The following is a 17,990-nucleotide window of genomic DNA, read 5'->3' as shown; positions in this document are numbered from 1 at the left end:
TCAGCAGGATTTAGAAGGTGAATGATAATGCAAACTGAACAGCGCGTGGGTTAGGGAATGAACAATAATCTGCTCCCATAGTGAAGATGCCGCTGTCTGCAAATTCAGGATCCAGACCGGAGTATCCGGTAAAGGTCACCAGGTTCTGTAAAGTAACCGATGCACGGAGTCTTTCCAATCCGATCTTCTTAATGTAACGGGTAGGTACTGTATAGCCTAACGTAATATCGCTCAGGCGGAAGAATGAACCGTTTTCCAACCAGCGGTCCTGATCGCTTCGACTGTTGCGGGAGTCTCCGTATACAATACGTGGACGGTCGTTGACCGGGTGCTCTTGTGTCCAAGGGATAATACCGTTGAAGTTGTTCTGATTGTTGGCAAAGTCACCGGCTGCTGATGCCGAACCGTTCCATACTTTCTGTCCGAAGCGACCGTAACCGTTGATGTTCAGGTCGAAGCCTTTGTAGGATGCACCGAGACTTATTCCTAATTCAAGTTTGGGCCAGGGGCTGCCTACTATCTGACGGTCTTCGGATGATATGTTACCGTCGCCGTTATAGTCGTCATACTTAATATCACCCGGCAAAGCATTAGGTTGTATGATCTTACCTTCTGAGTTTACGTAGTTCCGTACTTCTTCTTCTGACTGGAAGATACCATTCATCTTGTAGAGATACCACATACCGAGCGGTTCACCAATTACGGTTTTGGCAAGAGTCGTATTGTAGACTGTTTGTCCGTATCCCAAATCAAGTACTTTATTCTTAATATGCGAAATGTTCAGTGAAGCGGAGTAAGCAAAGTCGCGAATCTGATCGTTCCAGCCGATTTCCATTTCGAATCCTTTATTTTCCAGGCTGCCGGCATTCACGGCAGGTGCACCACCTTCATTACCCGAACTCATCAGGATGGGGAGGTAAACCAAGAGGTCTTTACTCTTTGAATAGAAATACTCAGCACTTAAACGGAAACGGTTATTGAATGCAACCAGGTCGAAACCGACGTTAGCGGTTGTCTTCTTCTCCCAAACCAGGTCGTTGTTGGTTAATTGAGATTGAGTCATACCAATCAATATGTTTTCCGGGCTTCCGAATACGGCACGCGGAGCTGTGTTGATGGTGGACTGGTAATCCCAATAACCGATACTACTGTTACCGAGAGTACCGTAATTGGCACGTATTTTCAGGTCATCAATCCAGGGTACATTGAAGAACTTCTCGCCACTGATGCGCCAGCCCAATGAAACGGAAAGGAAGTTTCCCCAGCGGTCATTCTTAGGTAGGCGGGAAGTACCGTCACGACGGGCTGTTACTTGTGCCAGGTATTTGTCGGCATAGGAGTAGTTGATACGTCCGAGATAGGATATCAATGCTGATTCGCCATAGCTACCGCCTGCGGTGGTATTTCCGGTGGCAGCATCCAGAGATGTGATGTACTTGTCGCCTATCATCAATGGATCGAGTTTGGTAATCCAACGCTTTTCTTCGTGGAACTTATTGTAAGTGATACCAAACAGCGCATTCACATCATGTTTACCGAATTTATGCTTAAAATTGTAGGTTTGCTCAATCAGTATATCATGATTCTTGGCACTATCGTAACCCAAGCTTGCTGCATCATCTCCTTGTCCCATTGTCCAGTTTCCTTTTTTACGTAATGAGTTCGTAATGCCCATATAACTTTTGTAAGCAACATTTAGTTTGGCATCAAACATACCGAAAAAAGAGAGTTGTCCGTATATATTCCCAGTTAGATACTCTTCTTCATTATTTTGTATATATAAATCTTGCATAGCTATAGGATTTAGTCCATAAGAATTGGCATGGTCTACATCGCCATATCCGTATCCTCCGGCATGTGATTCGTCATATACTGGGATGGTGGGGGGCATACCGATAAAATCACTCCAAGGATTTCCGTTTAGTATTTTTCGGTCTGATTTAGTATAATAGAAATTCTCGCCATATGAAAAAATACCTTTTTGTCCACTAGTGTTGATACGGAAACCGTATTTGTCGTAACCAGTACGATAGAGAGCACCATCATCAACCATACGATTTAGAGATGCGTAGTACTTTATTGTTTTGGAGCCACCAGAGAGTGAAACATTATAGTTCTGTAACATACCTGTATCTAACATCTCGTCTTGCCAATCTGTATTTCCATCGTAATGATTTTGGCGTTTTGTGATATCTGCAACTCCTGCTAGAATAGCTTCATCATAGGCCCGATCATCGTAAATTCTGTAAGTTTCCGCATCCATTAGGTCATAGCGAGGTAACCAGCTCAGCGTTAATTGGGAATCGAACTTTACTTTTAGTTCACCTTCTTTACCTTGTTTGGTAGTGATGATTACAACTCCATTGGCTGCACGAGAGCCATAAATAGCTGCTGAAGAGGCATCTTTTAATACTTGGATAGATTCGATATCTTCTATATTGACACCTAAATCATTGCCACCATAGGCGCCATCGATAATAAATAGTGGATTATTGTTAGTGAGGCTGCCTAGTCCGCGAATATTGATAGTAGCACTAGAGCCCGGTTGTCCGCTACTTGTAATTTTTACGCCGGAAGTAAGTCCACGCATGGCTTCTACGACATTGCCTGAAATACGTTCGGTTAGAGCATCTTCTTTCACAGTAGAGATAGAACCAAGGAGGTCTTTCTTTTTAACAGAACCATAACCAATTACAACTACTTCATCCAATATTTTATTTTCAGGTTCTAACACAATGTTAATGGTGTGGTTAGTTCCTACTTTTACTTTCTGAATAGCAAATCCGATAAAGCTGAATTCGAGGATAGCACCTTGATTTACTCTTATTTCATATCTACCGTTGATGTCGGTGGTGGTTCCAAAGGTACGGTTACCGTCCTTCGCCAGAATGGATACTCCGGGAAGGCTTTCCCCGGTATTATCGTTTACAGTACCTGTGACGCTGACTTGTGCGTACAAATTGAGCGAGCACATGCATAGACAGAATACTATTATTTGAATTGGTCTCATGTATTAAAATTTTAGAGGTTGAACGAAAAATATATTTTAGTTCAGGCAATTCTCTTCTCCTTTTTCACTCCGTGAGAAGTAGAAAAAGAAAGCGTTTATTAATAAGAGTGAGGAGCCGGTTAATTGGCTCCGGAGATGATAATTGCTCCTAAACCGGATATAAACAGAACGAACATACAAGCCAGAAGAATATTTACCGCGCGGGAAGAACCTTTGAATTCTTTCCAGATAAATATGCCCCACAGGGCTGCGATCATGGGTGCTCCTTGTCCTAATGCGTAAGAGATAGCTGCACCGGCTTTTCCTGCTGCAATATAACTGAGAGCCGTACCCAATCCCCAAATAGCTCCTCCCAGCACTCCGACCATGTGTGTGCTGAACTTGCCTTGGAAATACTCCTTATAGCTCACGGGAGTACCTACAAACGGTTTTTTCATCACGATGGTATTGATAATGAAATTACTTATGAAGATACCTATTGCGAATATAAAGAATGCTGAATACGGAGTAGCCATTGTGGGGGTAGGTGACTCAAAATTGTTCAAGTCCATGGCGGCAGCAACAAACCGATAGAAGAAAGACATCAGTATACCGGCTATAATGGCAATGATAATCCCTTTCTTATTGATGCTGCTTCCTTTCTGATTCATCTTTCCGGCAGCTATGGCATTAAATATGATAGCCAATACGACGAGTGCCACACCACTGAACAGGATTACTGCATCGCCTTTAGGTTCACCGAAATAATTGACGAAAACACCTAATACCAAGGCTATGCCGACTCCTAACGGGAATGCTACCGTAAGCCCTGCCATAGAGACGGAAGCTGATAAAAGGATGTTGGACAGATTGAATATGACGCCCCCTGCAAAAGCACTTGCATAGTTCTCCATACTGATCTGCTTCAAATCTTCAACAAAACCGCGTCCGGCATCTCCCGTGCTGCCCAGAGTGAAACCTAAGAGGAGAGAGAAGGCAAGGATACCGATTACGTAATCCCAGTAGAACAATTCGTAACGCCAGGTTTTCCCGGCAAGTTTCTGTGTATTACCCCACGAACCCCAACAGAGCATCGTGACAACGCAGAAAATAACTGCTAATGAATAACTGTCGACTATAAACATGGTATTAGATTTTAAAATTACTATTTATAAAACATCAATTTCTTTACGATAGGGTAGGGAGGGTTGGGCTCCCATTCGGGTCACAGTGATGGACGCACATTTATTGGCGAATTTAACTGCATCCAACACATTTACATCTTCGGATAAAGCAACACACAATGCGCCACAGAAAGTATCTCCCGCAGCTGTTGTGTCTACGGCTTTGACTTTAGGCACGGGTACTTCATGGAATGTATCTTTTTCTTTGATCAATGCTCCTTTGGAACCAAGGGTGATAACTACGATGTCCACTCCTTTGGCACTGATGATATCCGCAGCCTTGCGTGCGCTTTCCCAATTGGTTACTTTGATACCTGAGAGGATTTCAGCTTCCGTTTCATTGGGAATGATCATGTACAGGTTCTGTAGTAGTTTATTGGAGAGTGCGCGGGCAGGTGCAGGGTTCAGTATCACCTTGATACCTTGTTCGCTGGCTATCTGGGCGGCATATTCCACTGTTTCAATAGGGATTTCCAATTGCATCAGCAGGATATCGCCTTTTTCTATGGTAGGCTGTGCCTTCCGGATGTCTTCGGGACTCAATGAACCATTGGCTCCGGAAGCGATGGCAATGCTGTTTTCTCCGTTCATATCCACCATAATTAATGCTACGCCCGATGGGAGTGTGGGGTCTGAATAGATATTCTCAACATGAATACCTTCGTCTTCGTACTGTTCTATGGAACGTTTGCCGAACAAGTCATTTCCGGTTTTGGCTATGAAATGCACATTTCCTTTCAATCTGGCAGCGGCTACAGCCTGGTTGGCTCCTTTGCCTCCGGGATTCATCATGAAACTACCGCCTATGATTGTTTCTCCTGGTACAGGAAGACGGTCAGCTTTGATGACCATATCTGTATTACAACTGCCTATTACAATGATATCTTTGCTCATGGTTACTTTATTAGTTTTAAGATTGAATAATTGAATATTGTGCTTTCTTTTTCTATTTCAAAAGTATACGATACTTAGTATATAAGCAAACAAAAAATAATTATTTTTAATACTAGTAAATTAGATATATTTATAAATTTATTTAGTTAAATAGTTGATATACAATTTATAATATTGGTATTTTAATATAAAATATTATATTTGTAATATTGATACTCCCTATATTATTACATTTGAATATTACTTATTTTCATTTTTTTCTTTACCTTGCTATCGCAAAAATGTATGTCAAAAAATATGCTAATACTATGTTAAAGTCGAAATCACTTATTCAGTTGGTTAATAATCTTACAAAACAAGAGAAAAAAGAGTTTTCTTTGTATATTTCCAATAAATCAGAAAAAGATTATATCTTTCTTTTTAGGTTAATTGATGATAAAAAGATTAGTGATCCTGAAGAATTGAAAAAATCTTTTCTTACTGCTAAACCTACCTCTTCATTTAATACGGTTGTTATCTATTTGTTTGATTTGCTAATCAGTATATTGACTCGTATACGAACAGAACAAGATAGTTATTATCTCTTATTCAATGAATTATTGCATGCGAGGGTTTTGTATGAGAAATCTATGTATAAGGAATGTTTTCATGTATTGAGGAAAGTAAAAGAAAAAGCGATTTATTACGAAAATAACTTTGCATTATTAGTAGCTCAAAGGTTGGAATTGAATTATCTTCTGACATTGGATTTTGAGAATGTGGATGAACAAAAATTATTGAATAAACAATATAAGATGAATAATACATTAAAAAATATTCGTCAGTTGAATGAACAATCTTCATTATATGAATTGTTAAAATATAGGATGATAAACAAGGGGGCGTCACGATCTTTGAAAGAAACCCAAGATTTAGATGATTTGGTAACTAGTGAAATAAGTATTGTAGCAAGTGCAGGTATTGAAAACTTTGAGATAAAAAAGAATCATCAGTTATTCCAAGCTAATTACTTTATTACAGTAGGAGATTATAAAGCAGCGTTTAATTCATTTGTAGAATTAAATAAGCTTTTTGAAGAGAATAGTCACTTATGGAATAATCCTCCGGTCTATTACTTAATGACAGTAGAAGGTATGTTGGAAAGCTTACGTATCATGCATAATTACGAGGGTATGGATTATTTTATTGAAAAGTTAGCAAAGTTGTCCTCACCATCATCCAGTTTTCAGTTAAATGTAACGTATGTGATCTTTATTTATCGACTATTTTCATTTATTGATGTAGGTAACTTTAAGAGAGCAGGAATATGGATTGATGAATATCAAGTATCATTAATTGATAAAATATTATTATTGAAGGAACAACAACAGGCAGAGATGTCATTGTATATTGCTTTAACTCATTTGGGGAATGAAGAGTATAGGAAAGCTAGAAAACGATTAAGTACAGCCATTGGCAGAGGCCATTTATATTCTCTTCCGTTATTTCGTACTATTAGAATTGTAAATGTTATGATTCATTACGAGCTAGGAGATGTAGACTATATTCAATCTGAAATTCGTTCTATTAAGCGGGAAATGTCTAAGAATAAGGGATATAATTTGAAAGTGGAATCTTTTTTACTCAAATTTTTGAATTACTCTTTTGCAGATAAAAATCGAAAAAAACGAGTGGAAATATGGAAAAATGTAGAAGAGGAAGTTCATGCTTTGTATGAAGATAAGTATGAAATTCAAATTTTGCGGAGATTTGATTTTACAGCATGGGTTAAGGCTAAGATATTTAATCTCTCTTTAGGGGATGTCTTAAGTGAAAAGTGTGACTCAGCTTATAAATAATTATTTGAAAAGATGATTAGACACACAATAGAAAACTAAAGCATAGCAAAGTGGTCTATTATGTGTCTAATATTAAGTAGATCAGTGTGCTTCCAACCAGTTCTTTCCCCAACCGCAATCGGCTTTCAGGGGTACCAGCATGCGATATGCCCGCTCCATCTCTTCGATTACAATTTTCTGTATAATCTCTTTTTCTGCCTCGGGAACGCTGAAATTCAGTTCGTCATGGACCTGTAAGATCATCTTTGCTTTCAAATTGTTACTTTGAAGGCGTTGATAGATGAGTGACATGGCTACTTTGATGATGTCGGCAGCGCTTCCCTGGATAGGAGCGTTGATGGCATTGCGCTCTGCATAACCGCGTACTACGGCATTGCGTGAGTTGATATCGGGCAGGAAGCGTTTGCGGTGGAAGATGGTTTCTACATATCCGTTTTCGCGTGCCACCTGTATGCTTCTGTCCATATATTCTTTGACTTGCGGATAAGTTTCGAAATATCCGTCTATCAGTTCTTTGGCTTCCTGGCGGGGAACGTTCATACGTTCCGCCAGTCCGAATACGGAGATGCCGTAGATAATACCGAAGTTGGCGGTTTTGGCTTTACGGCGCATATCGGCCGTTACATCGTTAATATCCACCTTGTATATTTTAGCGGCCGTGGCTGCATGAATGTCGTAACCGCTGAGGAAAGCGTCAATCATATTCTTGTCTTGGCTCAGATGCGCCATAATGCGCAGTTCAATCTGTGAGTAGTCGGCGGAGAAGAATTCGCATCCGTCATCGGGAATGAAGGCTTTACGGATTTCTTTGCCGTCCTCGTCACGAATGGGGATATTCTGCAGGTTCGGATTGCTGGAACTGAGTCGTCCGGTAGCGGTCACCGCTTGATTGAAGGAGGTATGGATACGTCCCGTACGTGGGTTTATCAACTGAGGCAATGCATCGATATAGGTGCTTAACAGCTTCTTCAGTCCGCGGTACTCAAGTATCTTGCCAATGATTGCGTGCTTACTCCGGAGACTTTCAAGCACTTCTTCGGAGGTAACATATTGGCCTGTCTTGGTTTTTTTGGCTTTGTCTACGATTTTGAGTCTGTCAAACAATACTTCGCCTACTTGTTTGGGTGAGGCGATATTGAAGGTTTCGCCGCCTGCCAGCGCATAGATTTCTTTTTCAATTTCCTGCAGACGGAGCGTGAAATGTTCGGACGATTGCCTGAGAGCTTCTGTGTCGATGCGCACTCCATTGCTTTCGATATTGACGAGTACCGGTACAAGCGGCATTTCGATTTCATAAAAGAGATGCTCGGCGGACTGTTCTTTCAATTCTTTTTCAAGTACGTTCTTCAGTTTTAAGGTAACGTCCGCATCTTCGCAAGCGTAACGATAGACATCTTCCGCCGGAAGATCGCGCATATTCTTTTGGTTTTTGCCTCTGGCTCCGATGAGTTCATCAATGTGGATGGTTTGATATTGCAGGTAGATTTCGGCAAGGTAGTCCATGTTGTGCCGAAGTTCCGGTTGCAATACATAATGGGCGAGCATGGTGTCGAAGAGTTTCCCTTTTACTTGTACTCCGTAATTTTGGAGAACAATCATATCGTATTTGATATTTTGCCCTACTTTCATGGAATTTTCATTTTCGTAAAGAGGACGAAGCTCGTTTACGATTTTTAACGCCTCGTCACGATTTGCAGGAACAGGTACATAGTAAGCCCGGTTTTCGGCGTCACTGAAGCTCATTCCCACCAATTCGGCTTCCATTGGTTCGGTTCCGGTAGTTTCAGTATCTATTGAGAGAATTTCAGTTGTAAGTAACTTTTGAATAATTTCCTTTCTTTTTTCTTCTGTATCAATGAGTTGGTAGTCTACATCGAGCATTTCTAAGCGCGTGAGATTTGATTTTTTTGCGCCATCCGTCCCGTCGCCTGCAAAATTTGCAAACAAATCGCCTTGAACGGGACCGTTATTTTCGGGAGTTGCACTCCCGGTCGGTTGGGCAAACAGAGTTCCGGCATAAGGATCGGGTGCGGCGGAATTGGAAGAAGAGGGAAGGGGAGCATCCGTCTTTTTCAGAACACGGTTGATGAGCGTGCGAAATTCCAACTCTTCGAAAATCTTACGAAGTTCTTCTTCGTTCGGTTCTTCGCGGACGAGTGTATTCATGTCGAGCTTGATGGGCACATCCACTTTGATGGTCGCAAGAAATTTGGAGAAAGTAATCATTTCCCGGTTTGCCTCTACTTTGGTTTTAAGCGCGCCTTTCAATTGGTCGGTATGGGCAAGCAGGTTTTCGATGCTGCCGAATTCCGCTACCAGTTTCTGCGCGGTTTTCTCGCCCACGCCCGGACAGCCGGGGATATTGTCGGAAGAGTCTCCCATCAGTCCCAGCATATCGATGACTTGTTCTGTGGACTGGATATCGAATTTGGCTTTTATCTCCTCGATGCCCATGACTTCAAATCCGCCGCTATGTTTGGGACGGTACATAAACACGTTGTCCGATACCAGTTGGCCGTAGTCTTTATCGGGGGTCATCATATAGGTGGTGATACCTTGCTTTCCGGCTTCGGTGGCAAGGGTACCTATCACATCATCGGCTTCATAACCGGGGACTTCCAGGATGGGAATGCGGTAAGCGCGGATAATGTCTTTTATGATAGGTACGGAAAGGCGGATAGCTTCGGGAGTTTCTTCCCGTTGCGCCTTATATTGTTCGTAAGCTTCGTGGCGGAATGTCGGCCCCGAAGGATCAAAAGCTACTCCTATGTGCGTAGGATTCTCCTTTTTCAGTACTTCTTCGAGGGTATTTACAAACCCTAAAATGGCGGAAGTATTGAATCCTTTGGAGTTGATTCGCGGATTTTTGATGAATGCATAATAAGCACGATATATCAATGCGTAGGCATCAAGCAAGAAAAGTTTATCGGTTGAATTCATAGATTTATCCTTTTTTTCATGGTAAAAGTACAAAAAAATACCGTATTAACTGTTTTATTACTATTTTTGTGCTCAAATAGCGATGTATGGACAGTATATCCCTCATAAAATCCCCGATTTCTGCGGAGTTGGAAGACTTCAAAAAGCATTTTGACAGTTGCCTTTCCAGTTCTAATCTTTTGCTGAATAGCGTAATTGCGCATATACGGCAGAAGAATGGGAAGATGATGCGTCCGATTCTGGTTTTGCTTGCCGCGAAGCTGTATAATGAGATTTGTCCGGCAACGCTCCATGCCGCGGTTGCCTTGGAACTCCTGCATACGGCAAGTCTGGTGCATGATGATGTAGTGGATGAAAGCACCGAACGTCGGGGACAGCTCTCTGTAAATGCTATCTTTAATAATAAGGTGGCTGTGCTTACGGGGGATTATTTGCTGGCAACGGCTTTGGTGGAAGTAGGGATGACACGTAATTACGCCATTATAGATGTTGTTTCAAACTTGGGGCAGGACTTGGCGGAAGGGGAGCTGTTGCAGCTTTCCAATGTCAGTAATCCCGAATATTCCGAAGATATTTACTTTGACGTCATTCGCAAGAAGACGGCTGTACTGTTTGCAGCCTGTATGAAGGCAGGTGCGCTTTCGGTGGGAGCCAGCGATGAAAAGGCGGAATATGCACGTCTCTTTGGCGAATATATCGGTCTTTGCTTTCAGATTAAAGACGATATATTCGATTATTATGAAAGTAAGGAAATAGGTAAGCCTACCGGTAATGATATGCTGGAAGGAAAGCTGACCTTGCCTGCATTGTATGCCCTTAATTCAACGCATGATAAACAAGCAAAAGAGATTGCCGTAAAAGTGAAGAACGGAACGGCGACAACTGGTGAAATAGCCCGATTGATTGAGTTTACCAAAGAGCATGGCGGCATTGAATACGCTACGAAAGTCATGGTGGAATTCAAAGAAAAGGCACTTTCGTTATTGGCTTCCATGGAGGATACGGATGTCAAGAAAGCGCTTGTCTGTTATCTGGATTATGTAGTGGAACGTGAAAAATAATTTCATCCTGCCATTCAAAGCGGAGCGAAGAATGACAGGATGAGAAACTTATCTTTTTATTTGGTGGCGGTTCTTAAAAGAACTTCATTTCCTCGCCTTTGATTTCCGAAAGTAGAAGATTTGCCAAACGGCTTGTACCCAGGCGGAACAGTTCGTTATTCAGCCATTCCTCACCCAGCACTTCTTTTACAATGGTATAATAAATTAATGCGTCGTTTACGCAGTTGATACCACCTGCCGGTTTGAAACCTATCTTATTACCCGTCAGCGCATGGTATTCCTTGATAGCCTGACACATTACGTATGCTGCTTCCGGAGTGGCGGCAGGCTGCTGTTTTCCGGTAGAAGTTTTGATGAAATCGGCTCCTGCATACATGGATAGGATAGAGGCTTTCTTGATGTTGGCTGCCGTTTTCAAAGCTCCGGTTTCCAGGATTACTTTCAAGTGATGCTCCTTACAGGTAGCTTTCAGCTCTTGTATTTCATCACACATGGTTTCATAATCTCCGCTGAGGAACTTTCCTATGGAAATTACGATATCTATTTCATCGGCTCCTTCCATGATTGCCATGGCTGTTTCGGCTACCTTTACTTCTATAAAAGTCTGTGAAGAGGGGAACCCTGCCGATACGCAGGCTATCTTTACATCCTCCACTTCCAGCGTATCTTTTACTACTTCCGCAAAGTTGGGATATACACAAATAGCCGCCACGTTCTTCAAATCGGGAAATTCTTCGTCAAACTGGTTTACTTTCTGAGTAAACTTCATGACGCTTTCATCGCTGTCCGTACTGTTGAGAGTGGTAAGGTCGATGCAGTTGAACAGGAATTTCTTTACTTCCGGAGTGTTGTTGGCAGGCACTTTCTCTGCGATTATTTTAGCTACTTCCGCAGCTATTTCCGCATCGTTCAGATTGGTGTTGTACTTCGCCAAGGCGGCATCATACTTGCTCTGGGTGGATTCATTATTCTCCATGGTCAGATAATTTAGGGTTATTGATATGTCTTGTTTGGTCGCGTTTGGTCTTCTTCTCTATGCTGCGTGCAAAGGCCTCGGTGATATCAACCCCGGTCTGATTTGCAATGCAGAGAAGTACCCAAAGGACGTCTGCAATTTCTTCCTCAACGTTGTCTTCTTCTCCTTTCTTGAAAGACTGGTCGCCATATTTGCGTGCCATAACTCGTGCCAATTCACCTACTTCTTCGGTCAATATGGCCATATTGGTGAGCTCGCTAAAGTAACGTACTCCATATTTCTTGATCCAGAAATCTACCTCTTGTTGTGCTTCTTTTAATGTCATTATTCCTTATTTTTTGTATCCATACAGATGGTCACAGGGCCATCGTTCAATAATTCTACTTTCATATCGGCTCCAAATTCACCGGTACCTATTTCTTTACCTAATGCTAAACTCAATTCTTTGCAAAATTGTTCGTACAACGGAACAGAAATTTCCGGTTTCGCTGCCCGGATATAAGAGGGACGATTACCTTTCTTGGTTGATGCATGCAGCGTGAACTGGCTGATTACCAGTATGTCACCGTTGATGTCGAGTATGGATTTATTCATAACGCCATTCTCGTCGTCAAAGACACGCAGGTTGACAATCTTTTTACACAACCAGTCGATATCCTCCTTGTCGTCCGTTTCTTCTATGCCTACCAGTATCATAAATCCTTTTTGAATGGCAGACTTACAAGTTCCGTTGATAGTGACAGACGCATGTCCGGTACGTTGTATAACTACTCTCATGTTTTAGTTCTAAAAAATTAATTTTGCGGGTTGCAAAGTTACGAATAAATTCGTGATTGTCACGGTATAAGACCGGAATTTGTGTTGAAAGACTATTTACCTGTGAAATACTCCTTTATGATTTTTGCTTTTGTTTCGCCAACTACCTTGATAATCGCCTCCGCCGGTGCTTCTTTGATGCGTTTTACACTCTTGAATTCCTTTAGCAGGGCATTCTTGGTTTTGTCTCCGATCCCTTTTATCTCGTCTAAGGCCGAAGCTACCTGCCGTTTGCTGCGCTTGTCGCGATGGAAGGTAATGGCAAATCTGTGTACTTCGTCCTGTATCTGCGTCAGCAGGCGGAAAAGGGGGGAGTTTTGTTTGAGTCCGATTGTCTGCGGCGGGAAACCGTACAGCAGTTCTGATGTGCGATGTTTCCCGTCTTTGGCAAGCCCGGCAATAGGGATATCGAGGTTCAACTCATCAATAATCTCTTTTACGGCGCTCATTTGCCCTTTTCCTCCGTCGGTGATAAGAAGGTCGGGTAGAGGGGAGTTCTCTTCGATAGCGCGCTGATAACGCCGTTTGACAACCTCTTTCATGGACGCATAGTCGTCGGGCCCTTCCACAGTCTTGATATTATACTTCCGATAGTCTTTTTTAGACGGCTTTCCTTTAATAAAGACAACGCATGCCGCAACAGGATCAGAACCTTGAATGTTGGAGTTGTCAAAGCACTCTATCTGCATAGGCAACCTGTCGAGGTGCAATTCCTGCTGAATTTCTTTTAAAAGGCGTATTGTGCGTTGTTCCGGATTCAGCTTTTCCGCTTGTTTCAAACGGTCGGCTTTGTATTGTTTTACATTAAGGATGGAAAGCTCGAGCAGCTTTTTCTTGTCGCCGCGTTGCGGGATGGTAAATGTGACATCTTTAAGTTCCATATCCAACTCAAAAGGTACGATGATTTCGCGGGAAAGGCTCTTATACCGTTCGCGCATCTCAATAATACCCAATGAAAGAAGCTCCTCTTTTGTTTCGTTCAGCCGTTTCTTGTATTCGAAAGTGAAAGCTTGGTTGATCGCTCCGTTTGTAATATGCAGATAGTTGATGAATGCGGATTTTTCGTCATTGTCTTCTTCAATGGAGAATACGTCAATATTGTGCAATACGTTGCTTACCACCTCTGACTTAGAGCGGTAGTTCTCTAATAACAGGTATTTCTCTTTGATTTTCTGTGCCTCCTCAAACTTCATTTCCGCAGCAAGTTCCTGCATCTGCTGATATAGCATTCGCTCTATTTCTTGAGTGTTGCCTTTGAGTATTTCTTTTATTTCAGCGATGTTTTTAAGGTACTCTTCCTGATTTTGCTTGCCTATACATGGTCCTGCACAGTTTTTGATGTGGTATTCCAGACATACATTGAATTTCCCGGCCCGAATGTTTTCGGGAGAAAGATTCAGGTTGCAGGTGCGTAACGGGTACAAATGTTTAATAAGATCGAGTACTGCATACATGGATGGTATATGGCTGTATGGGCCATAGTAGGAAGAACCGTTACGTATAATTCTTCGTGTTTTGAATACGCGGGGGAAGTACTCGTTCTGCACGCAGATAGACGGATAGGTCTTATCATCTTTCAGCAATACATTATAGCGAGGTTTGTATTTCTTGATAAGATTGTTTTCCAGGAGCAAAGCATCCTCTTCCGTATTGACCACGATATACCGGATATCTGCAATCTTGCTAACCAATACACGCGTTTTTCCCGGTTCATGTTCTCTGTTGAAATAGGAAGATACCCGGCGTTTTAAGTTTTTCGCTTTCCCTACATATATAATCGTGCCCTCGGCGTTCAGATATTGATAAATACCGGGGCTTTCGGGAAGGTTCAGAACGATGCCTTTCAGATAATTATTTGTTTTTAGCTCTTCCATTGATAACAAAAGATGATAAGGTGATAAAGTGGTAAGGTGATAAAGGGGGCGGATGCAGCGACGCGGTGGTTGCCATTTTACCTCTTTATCACCCTATCCTTTTACAGAGTCAATACGGATTCTACATTTACATCTTTACTGAATAAGTCTTTTCCATGTAAGTCTTTCAATTCAATAATGAAGTTTACGTATATCTTTTGAGGATTCATCTTTTTCACCAATTTGCAGGCTGCTTCCATGGTTCCACCTGTAGCCAGGAGGTCGTCATGCAATAATACGACATCATCCGGTTCGATAGCATCTTTGTGTATCTGTACCGTATCTTTGCCGTATTCTTTATCGTAGCTTTCCTCGATTGTTTCTGCCGGTAGTTTTCCGGGTTTACGCATGGGAACGAATCCGGCACCTAAACGGGTAGCAAGAATGGGCCCCATGATAAAGCCTCTGGATTCTATACCTACTACTTTGGTTATTCCTTTATCCTTGTACATTTCATACAAGGTATCCGAAAGTTCTTGCAGTGCAGACGGGTTTTTAAACAGTGTAGTTACGTCGTAGAATAAAATTCCGGGGATTGGAAAGTCGGGAATTTCCCGAATGCTCTTGGCAAGTGTTTCTTTGCTCATAATCAATTTATTTAATACGTTTATTGAGTTCTTTGTTTCACGTGGAACGTTAGCGCTTATCTCCCGCAAAGTACCAGCAGTACGTTGATGTCACTCGGCGATACTCCCGGAATTCGGCTTGCTTGGGCTATTGTCTCCGGGTCAATCTTAACTAACTTCTGTCGGGCTTCGGTGGAAAGGGATTGAATGGAATTATAATCAAACTTCCCTTTAATTTTTATACTTTCCAATCGTGCCAGCTTATCTGCTATGATTCGTTCACGTCCGATGTAGCCCTCGTACTTTATAAGTATTTCTGCCGCTTCGATAATTTCATCTTTTCTGTCCGTAATTTTATCCAGTTCCCGACGGAAAGCGCTGACATGCTCTGCCATATTTTCCAAAGTTACTTGCGGACGATTTATTAGGTCTATCAATTTGCATCCCTGACGGAGTGGAGTAGTACCGAGTTGTTCCAATACCGGGTTTATTAGTGTCGGTTTCATCGAATAATTCCGGGTAAACTCTATAATGTTTGTAACGGCTTCACGTTTACTTCTTAATAATTCGTAGCGGTCTTTTTGGGCAAGCCCCAGTTTCCAGGCTCTTTCGGTAAGTCTCATATCGGCATCATCCATACGGAGAAGGATGCGATATTCCGCACGTGAAGTAAACATGCGGTAAGGTTCGTCAACGCCTTTGGTTACCAAATCGTCGATTAATACGCCTATATATGCTTCGTCGCGTGCAAGTGTAAAAGGTTCGCCGCCATGACAGTTGATATGTGCGTTGATACCCGCAATGATTCCTTGTCCGGCTGCTTCTTCATAACCGGTCGTTCCGTTTACTTGTCCGGCAAAGAAAAGGTTTTTGATTTTCTTCGTTTCCAACGTGTGTTTTAGTTGTGTAGGGTCGAAGAAGTCATATTCTATGGCGTAGCCGGGACGGTAAATAACGAGATCGCGGAATGCGGGAATCTTTTTCAGCGCTTCAATCTGTATGTTCATCGGCAAGGAAGAAGAAAAGCCGTTCAGGTAAAGTTCCTGTGTCGTTTCACCTTCCGGTTCCAGGAAAAGCTGGTGCTGTTCTTTGTCGGGGAAGGTTACGATTTTGGTTTCTATGCTGGGGCAATAACGGGGGCCTATACTTTGAATCTGTCCGTTGAAAAGGGGAGAGTCCGGCAATCCTTCACGAAGGATACGATGCGCTTCCTCGTTGGTAAAACAAGTCCAGCATGGGAGTTGCTTCAAATGGCGTACGCCGTTGTTCATAAAGGAGAACTTGTGGAAGTCGTTTTCCCCGTCTTGAATGTCCATATCTTCGTAGTGTACGCTCCGTCCGTCGATGCGTACGGGAGTTCCCGTTTTCATTCGTCCGTATGTGATGCCATGTCGGGCGATGGATTCGGTCAGTTGATATGATGCGGGTTCTGCCATACGCCCACCCGGAAGCATGGTGTGTCCTACGTGCATCAATCCGTTCAGGAAAGTTCCGGCAGTCAGTACAACGCATTTGGCGCGGAAAGTTACTCCCCAAAGGGTGGTGAGCCCAACTACCTCACCGTTTTCAACGAGAATTTCGCATACGGTGTCTTGCCAGATGTGCAGGTTGGGAGTATTCTCCAGGATTTCACGCCATGCCCAAATGAATTTGTTACGGTCGCATTGAGCACGCGGGCTCCACATGGCAGGGCCTTTGGAACGGTTTAATATGCGGAACTGGATAGCTGTTTTATCGGTAACCAATCCCATATATCCGCCTAAAGCGTCTATTTCGCGTACAATCTGTCCTTTGGCAATGCCGCCGACGGCAGGGTTACAACTCATTTGGCCTATCTTATTCATGTCCATTGTGATAAGACAGGTCTTTGAGCCCAGATTTGCGGCAGCGGCAGCGGCTTCACAGCCGGCATGCCCGGCGCCGATTACAATAACGTCATACTTAAACTCCATTCGTTCAATCTCTTTTAAAACCTTGCAAAGGTACTAAAAAGTTATTTTGTAGCCGCAATTTCCCTCTTTTCCTTGTGAATTCTTAGGAAATACTTCCTTTGAAATCTTCCGTATTCCTTGTGCGTAATGCAGACTCGCAGCTTATAGAACCTCTCTTCCTTTTAAAGAATATAATAAAGGAGGATTATGTATAGGATAAAACAATGAATTGAAAGAAGGGGTATTATGTTTATTTTGGATGTAATATTAAGGAAGTATGGAGCTTTTTGTAAGATAGCAGTGCATTTTTACTTATTAATGCTAATATACTGGTTGTATTTCTAACACTTTTTACTCGAAAAGTGTTAGAAATATATTATTTGTATTAGGTTTAATTTATTGATTAATAATGTGTTATATTTTGCTTCTTATCCTTTATCGCATAGCGAGCGCTTTGTTTTCGGCTGCTTCCATAATCTCCCGCTCTCCCGGACCTTTATCATTGATGCCGCATAGGTGCAGGATGCCGTGAATAATGACACGATATAGTTCCCGTTCATAATCATTGCCGGCAAACTGTTCGGCATTGGTACGTACCGTGTCGAGGCTGATAAAAAGATCACCGCTCAGGCGATTACCTTCGCAATAGTCAAAGGTGATGATGTCCGTGTAATAATCGTGTTGGAGATACCGGCGGTTTACTTCAAGGATTTTCTCGTCCGAGCAGAAGATATAGGCGATTTCACCGACTCTTTTTTCATAAGTGGCGGCCACGGCTTTAATCCATTCCGTAGTTTCACGTTTCTTGATTGCGGGCATTTCAACACCGTCTGTCTGATAACTTATCATATTGTTGCATTTATTTATATTGAATACAGAACT

The 17,990-nt window shown here is 42.3% G+C and carries 13 protein-coding genes; 2 read left to right on the top strand and 11 right to left on the bottom strand.

The genetic code is table 11. The annotated features are described in order from the left end of the window. Window positions 1-10 precede the first annotated feature (10 nt). From BHV73_RS09850 to rbsK, 3 genes are all read right to left on the bottom strand, one after another. Window positions 11-3,010 (bottom strand): SusC/RagA family TonB-linked outer membrane protein, encoded by a 3,000-nt coding sequence (locus tag BHV73_RS09850; protein ID WP_087412229.1) that lies wholly within the window; start codon window positions 3,008-3,010, stop codon window positions 11-13. Between the two features lie 119 nt (window positions 3,011-3,129). Further along, window positions 3,130-4,134: a GRP family sugar transporter gene (locus BHV73_RS09845; RefSeq protein WP_087412230.1), complete on the bottom strand. Its 1,005-nt coding sequence runs from the start codon at window positions 4,132-4,134 to the stop codon at window positions 3,130-3,132. A 24-nt stretch (window positions 4,135-4,158) separates the two neighbouring features. Further along, complete coding sequence (rbsK, locus tag BHV73_RS09840; RefSeq protein ID WP_087412231.1) at window positions 4,159-5,067, bottom strand: ribokinase; 909 nt, start codon at window positions 5,065-5,067, stop codon at window positions 4,159-4,161. Window positions 5,068-5,375: 308 nt separating this feature from the next. Here rbsK and BHV73_RS09835 point away from each other — a divergent pair, with 308 nt between their 5' ends. Continuing rightward, on the top strand, window positions 5,376-6,905 hold the full coding sequence (locus BHV73_RS09835; protein WP_087412276.1) for a BT2802 family ribose utilization protein: 1,530 nt from the start codon (window positions 5,376-5,378) through the stop codon (window positions 6,903-6,905). An 81-nt stretch (window positions 6,906-6,986) separates the two neighbouring features. On the opposite strand, the gene polA is transcribed toward BHV73_RS09835, so the two are convergent. Further along, entirely contained in the window at window positions 6,987-9,845 is a 2,859-nt protein-coding gene (polA, locus tag BHV73_RS09830) for a DNA polymerase I (RefSeq protein ID WP_087412232.1), read from the bottom strand. Window positions 9,846-9,931: 86 nt separating this feature from the next. On the opposite strand from polA, the gene BHV73_RS09825 reads away from it, so the two are divergent. Then, a complete protein-coding gene (locus BHV73_RS09825; RefSeq protein WP_009121951.1) occupies window positions 9,932-10,906 on the top strand; it encodes a polyprenyl synthetase family protein in 975 nt (324 codons plus the stop codon). A 73-nt stretch (window positions 10,907-10,979) separates the two neighbouring features. On the opposite strand, the gene deoC is transcribed toward BHV73_RS09825, so the two are convergent. From deoC to ybeY, 7 genes are all read right to left on the bottom strand, one after another. Next, window positions 10,980-11,882 carry a deoxyribose-phosphate aldolase gene (gene deoC, locus BHV73_RS09820; protein WP_009121950.1) on the bottom strand — a complete coding sequence of 301 codons (903 nt, stop codon included), beginning with the start codon at window positions 11,880-11,882 and terminating at the stop codon, window positions 10,980-10,982. After that, the gene (locus BHV73_RS09815; RefSeq protein WP_009121949.1) at window positions 11,872-12,207 is read right to left on the bottom strand and encodes a nucleotide pyrophosphohydrolase; all 336 of its coding nucleotides are present in this window, start codon (window positions 12,205-12,207) and stop codon (window positions 11,872-11,874) included. Before BHV73_RS09815 ends, deoC begins: the two co-directional genes overlap by 11 nt. Further along, the gene (gene dtd / locus BHV73_RS09810; RefSeq protein WP_009121948.1) at window positions 12,207-12,659 is read right to left on the bottom strand and encodes a D-aminoacyl-tRNA deacylase; all 453 of its coding nucleotides are present in this window, start codon (window positions 12,657-12,659) and stop codon (window positions 12,207-12,209) included. Before dtd ends, BHV73_RS09815 begins: the two co-directional genes overlap by 1 nt. 92 nt (window positions 12,660-12,751) lie before the next feature. Continuing rightward, a complete protein-coding gene (gene uvrC, locus BHV73_RS09805) occupies window positions 12,752-14,572 on the bottom strand; it encodes an excinuclease ABC subunit UvrC (protein WP_009121947.1) in 1,821 nt (606 codons plus the stop codon). 101 nt (window positions 14,573-14,673) lie between these two features. Then, the gene (locus BHV73_RS09800) at window positions 14,674-15,198 is read right to left on the bottom strand and encodes an adenine phosphoribosyltransferase (RefSeq protein ID WP_022218583.1); all 525 of its coding nucleotides are present in this window, start codon (window positions 15,196-15,198) and stop codon (window positions 14,674-14,676) included. 56 nt (window positions 15,199-15,254) lie between these two features. After that, on the bottom strand, window positions 15,255-17,129 hold the full coding sequence (gene mnmG / locus BHV73_RS09795) for a tRNA uridine-5-carboxymethylaminomethyl(34) synthesis enzyme MnmG (protein WP_087412234.1): 1,875 nt from the start codon (window positions 17,127-17,129) through the stop codon (window positions 15,255-15,257). Window positions 17,130-17,543: 414 nt separating this feature from the next. After that, window positions 17,544-17,957: an rRNA maturation RNase YbeY gene (gene ybeY / locus BHV73_RS09790; RefSeq protein WP_009121944.1), complete on the bottom strand. Its 414-nt coding sequence runs from the start codon at window positions 17,955-17,957 to the stop codon at window positions 17,544-17,546. Window positions 17,958-17,990 lie beyond the last annotated feature (33 nt).

This window comes from Bacteroides sp. 44_46, assembly GCF_001915465.1.
In the GTDB taxonomy this organism is placed as follows: domain Bacteria; phylum Bacteroidota; class Bacteroidia; order Bacteroidales; family Bacteroidaceae; genus Bacteroides; species Bacteroides clarus.
This window is presented reverse-complemented; position numbering and strand designations above follow the sequence as displayed.